Origin of the sequence: Kitasatospora sp. NPDC057512 (assembly GCF_042802135.1) — a bacterium.
GTDB lineage: Bacteria > Actinomycetota > Actinomycetes > Streptomycetales > Streptomycetaceae > Kitasatospora.
Genome location: NZ_JBHVET010001305.1, coordinates 1 through 1,010, shown reverse-complemented (window position 1 = coordinate 1,010; position 1,010 = coordinate 1). Strand labels below are relative to the sequence as shown.

Genomic DNA, 1,010 nt, shown 5'->3' with positions numbered 1-1,010 from the left:
CCAACCAGGTGGACGTCCGCAAGGAGACCGCCCGGATCAAGGAGAAGCACGAGAAGGAGGCCGCCGCCCAGGCCGCCAAGGAGGGCAAGGCCGCCAAGGCCCGCTGACCCGCCCTCCCCCGCCCGGCACCAGTGGCCGGGCCTCCGCGCAACGATGGTGCCGATGTCCGTCCCGACGGGCGTCGGCACAGTCGTGCGCGGCCGGAACCCCCGTCCCACCAGCGCGTATTGACCGGGCCGCCGGTCGCTCCGAATAATCGGCGGGACCGGGCACGGCGGTACGCCGCGCCGCGGTACACCGCATCGGGGGAGCGACCGTGATCGAACAGCCTCAGCACGCCGGACTCGCCGCACTCGCGGACGAGTTCTTCGACGCCGAGAACACCCACAACCCGTTCGACGCGACCCTCAGCGGGGTCGAGGGCTACGCCCACCTGGTGCCCGACCCGTCCCGCGCGGCCGCGCACCGCCACCGCGAGGCCCTGCTGGGCTTCACCGCCCGGCTGGCCGCGATCCCGCTGGACTCGCTGGCCGGCGAGGACCGGATCACCCACCGGGTGCTCGCCCGGCTGCTCGCCAACGGCATCGGCCGGATCACCCACGGGCTGGCCGAGTTCAGCGTCTCGGCGACCATCGTCGCCCCGCAGAACGAGGCCTTCTCCGCGCTCGCCATGACCTCGATCGACCAGGAGGGCGCCGACGCCTACCTGGACCGCCTCGCCGCGCTGCCCGACTACTTCGACGCCGTCCTGCGCCGCACCCTGGACGCCGCCGCCGAGGGCCGCCGCCCGCTGCGCAGCGGGGTCGACGCCGCCGTCGCCCAGCTGGAGGCCCACCTGGCGACCGCCCCGGCCGAGGACAAGCTGCTGCGGCCGCTGGCCGGCCGCCCGGAGTCCGAGCGCGCCCTGGCGATCGTGCGCGGCGCCGTCCGCCCGTCGGTGGACCGCATCCTGCCCGGGCAGGCCCAGGGGCTCTCTCCGGGCGCCGGGCCGGACGACAAGGCCGGGGTCT

At 75.6% G+C, this 1,010-nt stretch carries 1 protein-coding gene; it reads left to right on the top strand.

Going from position 1 to position 1,010, the window contains the following annotated elements:
* Positions 1-316 precede the first annotated feature (316 nt).
* Positions 317-1,010, top strand: a 694-nt coding sequence (locus ACFU6K_RS39645; RefSeq protein ID WP_380671622.1) for a DUF885 family protein, incomplete at its 3' end; no start/stop codon positions are given.